Raw genomic sequence first — 3195 nt, 5'->3', positions numbered from 1 at the left:
ATTCATCTGTGTATTTTTAGTTAGCATTTCATCCACCCCATTAAAATCTCTGTACCTTAATTATACAAAAAAGACCGCCGGCAAACCCGAATATTTTCGGATTTGTCGACAGTCTGTAACCTGCCTAGCAGGTTTTTTTGTTTTTGATGTATCCTCTAAAAAATCTTTATTAAAAAATGAAAACTATTATTTAACATGATCCTTAAATTTATGATATATTAATAAGTAAAAATTTCAGAGAATCTTGATTAAGGAAGGTGAAAGATGTGGCAGCAGACTTGAAATTAAATGACAGCAGTCTTCCATTGCGCCGTGATGTAAAATTACTTGGAAAAATGTTAGGTGAGATTCTAGTCAATCATGGTGGTTCTGAACTTTTCGATAAAGTGGAAAAAATAAGACTGATGTCCAAAACACTTCGGACTCATTTTGATGAAGATATATATATAGCATTAAAAGAAGAAATTTCCGGTCTAAGTTCCCCAATGAGAAAACAAGTCATTCGGGCTTTTGCAATGTATTTTCATTTAATCAACGCGGCAGAACAGAATCATCGGATTCGGAGACGAAGACAATATCATCTTCAAGACGATTCAATTGTTCAACCAGACTCGATTGAGAGTGCGGTCCTTTTGCTTAAAGAAAATAATGTTAATGAAGTCACGATTCAAAATGCTCTAGATATATTGTCTCTTGAACTGGTTATTACCGCTCATCCTACCGAGGCGACAAAGCGTTCAATCTTAGAAATCCAACAGCGAATTGCCGGTATATTAAAACATATCGACCACCCATTACTAACGAAAAAAGAACGTAAAAAGCTGGAGGAAAGTTTATTTAATGAAGTAACGATTTTATGGCAGACCGATGAGTTGCGGCATCATAAGCCAACAGTTTTGGATGAGGTGCGGAACGGACTTTATTATTTTGATCAAACTCTCTTTGAGGTGCTTCCTGAAATTCATCAGGAGGTTGCGGAATGCTTGGAAAAAAATTATCCAACCGCCTCATGGGAGGTTCCTAATTTTCTTCGTTTTGGTTCATGGATTGGCGGTGATCGTGACGGGAATCCGAATGTAACGCATGAAGTTTCTTGGGAGACCTTAGAACGGCAAAGAAGGCTCGTCCTAAAAAAATATAAAAATGTGCTGATTGATTTAATGAAACGATATAGTCATTCAACGACAAGGGTAGATGTGAGCACGGAGCTTCTTACATACCTAGAGGAAAAAGAGGAACTGTTTTTAACAGAAGAGAAAAAGTGGCCAGTTAAAACCGAAGCTTACCGTCGTGTATTTGCGATTATCATTGAACGAGTAAGACAAGTGGGGAAATCAGAGCTAGGTTATAAAACTGCGGATGAATTGTTAGAAGATTTATTTATGATACATGGAAGTTTAAAAAAACATCATCCTGCTGCCCATGAATTAAAGATTATTCAAAAATTGATTCGTCAAGTCCAGATGTTTGGCTTCCATTTAGCTACACTTGATATTCGAAACCATAGTGGCGAGCATGAGGCAGCCATCACTGAAATACTACATAAAGTCCGCATTTCTGAAAATTATGCCTTGCTGTCTGAAGGTGAAAAAGTTAAGATTTTGCAAAAAATTCTCTTGGATCCTCGTCCGCTCTTATTATTAAATGAGGATTACTCAGCCGAAACACAGGAAATGATTAAAGTGTTCCAAATGATTAAGAATGCCCATGAAGAATTTGGAAAACGTTCAATTTTAGTTTACCTTGTCAGTATGACAAAATCGCCAAGTGACTTGTTAGAGGTGCTGGTTTTAGCAAAAGAAGCAGGTATTTACCGGCTTCATGCTGACGGAACGCTGGAAAGCCACTTAAATGTTGCGCCATTACTCGAAACAATTGAGGATTTAACGGCTGGTCCGGTTATCATGAAAACTCTTTTCGAGATGCCGGTTTACCGCGAACATTTGCAAATCTTGGGTGACCAGCAGGAAATAATGCTTGGTTATTCGGACGGTAGTAAAGACGGTGGTACGTTAACCGCCAATTGGAAGCTATTTAAAGCGCAAATTGAAATTCACGAAATGGCGAAAAGATATCAGATAGGTCTTAAGTTCTTCCATGGCCGTGGAGGTTCGTTGGGACGCGGAGGCGGTCCACTGAACAAAAGTATTTTATCACAACCAGCTGAAACATTCGGGGATGGGGTCAAAATTACTGAGCAAGGTGAAGTGTTATCTTCACGATACCTGCTCGAGGATATCGCTTATCGAAGCTTAGAACAGGCGACTTCCACTTTGCTGCTAGCGGTTGCACATGCATCCAAAGATCCAGAGGAAGGACAATTACGTGAGCATGTATGGGAAGAGGCAATTGAAGAAATCTCAAGTGCTGCGTTGATCAAATATCAATCACTTGTTTTTGGTGATCCAGATTTCCTCACCTATTTTACTGAAGCTACACCTTTAAGGGAGCTCGGCGACTTAAACATTGGTTCAAGGCCAATGAGCCGGAAAAATCGTGGTCGGTTCGAAGACTTAAGGGCGATTCCATGGGTATTTGCATGGACACAAAGCCGCCAGCTGCTTCCAGCCTGGTATGCTGCAGGCACCGGATTAACCAGCTTTGCTTCGAAAGGTGAGCAAAATTTGCAGCTTTTACAACAAATGTATATGAAATGGCCTTTCTTTCAATCGACAATTGATAATTTAAACATGGCTTTGATGAAAGCAGATATAACGACTGCCAAAGAATATTTAACCCTTGTGGAAGATAAAGCAATAGCTGAAAGGATATTTGGCAATATTCTGGAAGAATATCAAAAAACAAAAGATATTTTGCTCAAGATTACAGGCGATAAAGAATTGCTCGATCATACGCCTAATATTCAAGAGTCAGTGTATCGAAGAAATCCTTATGTGGATCCATTAAACTTTTTACAGGTAGAAGTAATTAAGGAATTGCGGAAACAAGATGATCCTAATGATGAATTATTAACTGAAGTTCTCCTTACCATTAGTGGTATTTCTGCTGGTTTACGAAATACTGGCTGATAAAATTGGAATTAGTAAAAAAACACAAACTTTGTTGAGCTTGTCAGATTGTCGAGAAAGGGTATATTTCTCGGCAATTTTTTAATAATGGATTGGCCCTGCTAACTGGCCTGTTGATTTCCGCTCCGGGCACTCGCTTTCCGCGGGGAGGTCCGGGAGCCTCCTC

At 39.2% G+C, this 3195-nt stretch carries 1 protein-coding gene; it reads left to right on the top strand.

Features of this window, described 5'->3' with window-relative positions; translation table 11 throughout:
- Window positions 1-266 precede the first annotated feature (266 nt).
- On the top strand, window positions 267-3029 hold the full coding sequence (gene ppc, locus M5A78_RS24505) for a phosphoenolpyruvate carboxylase (protein WP_264760483.1): 2763 nt from the start codon (window positions 267-269) through the stop codon (window positions 3027-3029).
- The last annotated feature ends 166 nt before the right edge of the window (window positions 3030-3195 follow it).

The sequence above is a fragment of the Neobacillus rhizosphaerae genome (assembly GCF_937468385.1).
Taxonomy (GTDB): Bacteria; Bacillota; Bacilli; order Bacillales; family Cytobacillaceae; genus Neobacillus; species Neobacillus rhizosphaerae.
The sequence above is the reverse complement of the archived record's forward strand: the minus strand, read 5'-3'. Positions and strand labels throughout refer to the sequence as shown.